Origin of the sequence: Paraburkholderia humisilvae, assembly GCF_902859855.1 — a bacterium.
GTDB classification, from domain to species: domain Bacteria; phylum Pseudomonadota; class Gammaproteobacteria; order Burkholderiales; family Burkholderiaceae; genus Paraburkholderia; species Paraburkholderia humisilvae.
In genome coordinates, this window is record NZ_CADIKH010000183.1 from 1 (window position 1) to 4,577 (window position 4,577).

Here is a 4,577-nt window from a genome sequence, read left to right on the forward strand (position 1 = left end):
GAAGGGGGTCACGTACGGGTTTGTGGCGGACACGAAGGGCAACGGGACGGACCAGCCGACGGTGACGAAGGGGAGCAACTCGGCGGCGATCGGGGCGAACTCGAGCGACGGCGGGCGCAGCAACGTGGTGAGCGTGGGCGCGCCAGGCGCGGAGCGGCAGGTCACGAACGTGGCGGCGGGCACGCAGGCGACTGACGCGGTGAACGTGCAGCAGCTCAACCAGAGTGTCGCGCAGGGCGTCGGGCAGGCCAACAGCTACACCGACCAGCGCATCAACGACGTGAACAACCGGATCGACTCTGAGCGCCGTGATGCCAACGCTGGTTCGGCGTCCGCGATGGCGATGGCCAATTTGCCTCAAGCTGTGTTGCCGGGTGAGAAGGTCGTAGCACTCGCAGCTGGCAACTACGGGGGACAGGCCGCGATGGCTCTGGGTCTTTCGGTCGCGACACAAAAGTGGCTGGTCAAGGGGTCGGTCACCACGGGCGTTTCTGGTCACGGTTCTGTTGGCGCAGGCGCGGGCGTTGGGTATCGCTGGTAAGTAGTTCTCGTGTATCCCGTTGCCGTCGCACTTCTGTGGCGGCAACGGGTCTCGCGAAGCGGCAGGCGGAGCGTGCTTATGTCCGACGCGTATAGCTGGAATTCGGAGTCTGTCCGTTTTTGTGTGCCTACGGGATTGATGCATTTCGATCTACCTGCCGGTTGCGTTAGCGTCACAGATTCGATGGTGTATGGTGCCCTATAAATTGAGTAGGAAAGCGAAACGAATCAGCGCACGATATCGCCTGATCAGCTGGAAATGACTTGCTGGTACGCCGGTTTGGCATTCTCGCCGGCGCTTTGCTTGTGAACGCGTTAGCCGAACCATCTGGTGTCCACGGCAAACGCGATGTCAGAGATCCGGTCTGGCATTCTTCGCGGCGAGCGAGGAAAGTACTGGTCGAGCACGGCGGGCTCATCCGCATGGCCGACGGCGGCTTTCACCCTGACGTCGCGCGGTATCAGCAGCGCTGGCCTTCGCATTTCCCTTTGCAAGCAGCCGCTGCACTTGGTTGTTGCCTTGTCTGAGGGAAGCAAAAGAGCCGGTGCGGTAGCGCTTCTTGGCGCGGCTAGGTCAGATTGGCCGTGATGCTGGTGCACGGACCACCCTGCCAGCGGTTATGCAGGACGGCTTGTTGTGTAGTGGTTAGATGGTGTGAATGAAATTGATCCGAAGGCGCTGCTTCGTCTATCGGTGCATGGTTGCTCGTCAGCCGGAACGGTTGGCGAGCGGCGAACTGCAGTAATCGTGCGGCAGCTGGCGCGGCAGCGATACGTTATCCGCGGCACGCGCAAGCACTATATCGGCGAGAACACACTGCGTGCGTTTCAGTGCGCGTGCATCTTTCGGCTGCGCGCGGGTTGTTTCGCGCCGCATAGAAGGGCTCGCTCAAAGCCGCTGTACCTTCCGGATTTCGATATTTTGGCGAAGTTTTTCGCGCCGCCTCAATGGATATCAATAATTCAAGTTTCACCGTCGATTGTTCCGGTGCAACCGCTACAACCGGTACCAGCCATGTGCGTGCCGAGGCAGAGGGGCAACTTTCAACCTCCGTTGGCTTCAGTCAGAAGCCAGAGTCACCGATCGTCGCGGCTTTGCCATCCCAACCTTTCTCGGCGAAAGACATTGAGGCGGCATTTTCACCGGACCCCGGTCCGTCAGCCAGCATTGTCGCACTACAAAACCGCGAGCTGCCGAAGGCATTGAACCCGTTCAGAGTTGCGGACAAGGCTCGTGCAGAGGTGCTGGCTGATATGGCAGCTGGCAACCCGCCGCTATGTATAGACGTCGCGAGGATTTTTCAGCTCCAGAAGGGCGAGGTGACAGACTTCCGTGCGAGGAATGGTTTGCCGCTGCCGCTTCGAGGTAAGGCAAACAAAGTGACCATTGCTGGTACTGCGAGGCAGTTCGGCACTAACAGAGTCACTTTGCAAAGTTACGTGAATGAGCATGGCGTCTTTACGAACAGGGGGGAGCGTAGCCTCTATTCCAGCTACAAGGACTATTTTAGCGACCACGATCTGGAGCGGCCGATCGAGGGTACGCGCCTGCACCTGCCGGATACGCACCAGATCTAACCGTCGCGGTGCTGCCTGTCGTGCCGGGAGAGTGTGCCCAAAGTGCTCGTGCAGCGCGAGCATGAGTGCCGCGCGTTGCGGCCTCAGGATGTAACGCGACGAGAACGCAGCGTTGGTCGTGCTGATCGACGTGGACAGGCGTATCGCGAGGCCGGAACCCCGTGTCGCGCAAACGCGCCAAGTCAAGGTCTGCGACCTCCGAAACCGCCGCGACAGCCGTGACTGAGGTTTAGCGGTGGGAGGGTTCATGTCGTGATACTCAATGGGGGTGAGGGCACAACGTTCGAGGAAGAGCTTGCCAGGGACGTGCTGGCTATCATCACAGTGTTCAGCGCTCGGTTGTAGGGTAGTCGGTCAAACACGAACCAGTGCTGCCCGATGGCGTGCGGCAGGCGGTGTAAGCACCGTAATGCTCATTACCCACTCCATCGCGCGTGATACCAACGACGCGCAAACCAACTGCCTGACCCGTGCAGCAAGCACGGTGCGCCGCCAGCTAAACGCGATCACGCCGCAAGTAGTTACGTGGATGCTAGGAAGTCACGAAAAACGTCCCGCGGATGGCGATCATGCAGTGGGCTAGGCGTTCCAGAACTTCTTCGCGGGCCGCGTCCGCTATCCGCACTTCCGCAAGAAGAGCGAGCTCGTCAGGCTCACCCACGACCAGTTCAGCGTCGGCGGTAAACGCATTTACATCCGCTCTGGGCTGGGTGCGCATGCGCGAGACGTTGCGCTTCGCTGGCAGGATCATGCTGGCCACGGTCTGCCGGCTGGCCGATCCTTGGTAGGGCCAGCATCGCCATGGACACGCCTGACAGTTCGCACTCGCCTGAAGCCGAAAACTAGAGCGCGGCTGGTGTGGATCTGGCGTGTCGGCACTGGCAACACTGTCAACGTGGGAGTGCCGGTTGCCGGCCTGAACCCTTGCAAGCTTGTGCGGGCTCGCGCAGGCTGTCGTGCAAACAGAAGGGGCGTCGGCCAATCGCCGTAACTCGAGGGCCAGGCTGGCGAAGTTGCACGCGTGCATCGGTGCCATCCTTTCGGACGCTCTGGACAAGCCCACAACGGATCTCGCGCGTCGTTTCACGCCATGGGCATTGAGGATCTGGACATGCACGGCGTGCTCAGTAACCGTGTCTGGTCCGCTCCGTCGCCGGAATGGCCACCGTCGAGTTCTCGGCGTGCGGTGCGCGACTGGAGCGCCCGGCCTGCGGCACGATCCACGAGAGCGACGTGACCGCCGCGACGAATCTGAAGAACACGGCCGCGAGTTCTGCGGTGTCGGCCTGCGGAGGGGAAGGCTGACACCGTCGAGAGAAAGCGACGAAACCGGCCTTAGCGAAGCGGGAAGTTAGCTTTGAACCCGTCTAGTTAGGCAGGTTCGAGCAGGTACGACAGAGCGGCTGACCCGCGAGATCGAGTCGAGGCGTCAATACCGACACGACGTGACCGTTGCGCCGAACTTTGGCGCGGAATACGCATGGTCGACGCTGCCCATGCCTGCACCGTCAAAGCTCTGCCCGTCAAGAAATTTATTAATAATTCGCTGCGTACCGGCCACACTTGCCCGACCGTTATGGTTCTGGACAACGCAAGCATTCATCATGGCATTGACGCCGCGAGCCGGCAGCGTTGGCCCGATCACAAGGATCCTCCGCCTGCCCGCCCGAACGCCTGAGCTGAACATCATCGGGGCCCCGTCCGGCGTCAATTAAAGTACCGATCGCGATGCTTCGTGTGGAGCAACGAAACTCGATCCTAGCTCGCCGGGTTGTTGCGCGGCTACAGCAAGCTTTCCAAACCAGTTTTCGTGAACATTTATCAAATATAGGCCCACATGACTACGGTCGCCACCCTGCGCCTCACTCTTGTCCGCTCTCCAGACGACGAGGCGACCTTCAGCCCTGATTACCAGAGCGAGTTGAGTCAGTTCTACCAGCGGGTGCGCGCCGGTAACGTACGTATCAATGCGGTCGCGTTCACGAAGGACACCACCGGCGCCAGTCGCGGTCTGGTAGGTGAATTTGTCATTCCGCTTGCCCAGGTGATTGGTCCCGCGCTTGCTAGAGCCGCATTCACCTGGTTACAGGGGCGCGCTGGCCGCAAGCTGCGCTTGAAAGCGGGCGACCTCGAGATCGAGGCGCGCACGATCGAAGACATAGGACAACTCCTCGAACAAGTGCAGGCGCTACGGCCTGCCGGTCGCCATCAGTCGTAACACGGCGGCGATGAAAACCACAAATTGCCTGTCGAACTCCATGACATCGTGTCGCCCGCGTGGGTTGTCGAGGCTGCGCCCTCTTGCGTTCGGCGTGTCCGCGATCCGCGTACGCGCCGCCACTAGACACCATGTATGGGTGCGACGTGAGGTCGCGTGAAGGATTGTTTCAGCTGGCCTGTGCCAGCGAGGAAACCGGCTGTTCCGTCAGCCGTACCCTACCGGCGCATGCGATCTCGGT

Annotated in this window: 6 protein-coding genes and 1 pseudogene; 6 read left to right on the forward strand and 1 reads right to left on the reverse strand. The window is 60.7% G+C overall.

Translation table 11 applies throughout. The annotated features are described in order from the left end of the window. From HV796_RS40330 to HV796_RS40340, 3 genes and pseudogenes are all read left to right on the forward strand, one after another. Window positions 1-541, forward strand: a 541-nt coding sequence (locus HV796_RS40330; protein WP_175233296.1) for a YadA-like family protein, incomplete at its 5' end; no start/stop codon positions are given. A 947-nt stretch (window positions 542-1,488) separates the two neighbouring features. Beyond that, entirely contained in the window at window positions 1,489-2,118 is a 630-nt protein-coding gene (locus HV796_RS40335; protein ID WP_175233297.1) for a hypothetical protein, read from the forward strand. A gap of 243 nt (window positions 2,119-2,361) precedes the next feature. Beyond that, window positions 2,362-2,463: pseudogene (locus HV796_RS40340) on the forward strand (IS607 family transposase); the annotation flags it as partial. Between the two features lie 187 nt (window positions 2,464-2,650). Here HV796_RS40340 and HV796_RS43695 read toward each other — a convergent pair. Continuing rightward, window positions 2,651-2,878 (reverse strand): hypothetical protein, encoded by a 228-nt coding sequence (locus HV796_RS43695; RefSeq protein ID WP_217478201.1) that lies wholly within the window; start codon window positions 2,876-2,878, stop codon window positions 2,651-2,653. A gap of 398 nt (window positions 2,879-3,276) precedes the next feature. Here HV796_RS43695 and HV796_RS43700 point away from each other — a divergent pair, with 398 nt between their 5' ends. The 3 genes from HV796_RS43700 to HV796_RS40355 all read left to right on the forward strand — a co-directional run bounded on the left by HV796_RS43700 (window position 3,277) and on the right by HV796_RS40355 (window position 4,336). Next, the gene (locus HV796_RS43700) at window positions 3,277-3,423 is read left to right on the forward strand and encodes a hypothetical protein (RefSeq protein WP_217478203.1); all 147 of its coding nucleotides are present in this window, start codon (window positions 3,277-3,279) and stop codon (window positions 3,421-3,423) included. Window positions 3,424-3,598: 175 nt separating this feature from the next. Then, window positions 3,599-3,796 carry a hypothetical protein gene (locus HV796_RS40350; protein WP_175233298.1) on the forward strand — a complete coding sequence of 66 codons (198 nt, stop codon included), beginning with the start codon at window positions 3,599-3,601 and terminating at the stop codon, window positions 3,794-3,796. A 159-nt stretch (window positions 3,797-3,955) separates the two neighbouring features. Next, on the forward strand, window positions 3,956-4,336 hold the full coding sequence (locus HV796_RS40355; RefSeq protein WP_175233299.1) for a hypothetical protein: 381 nt from the start codon (window positions 3,956-3,958) through the stop codon (window positions 4,334-4,336). Window positions 4,337-4,577 lie beyond the last annotated feature (241 nt).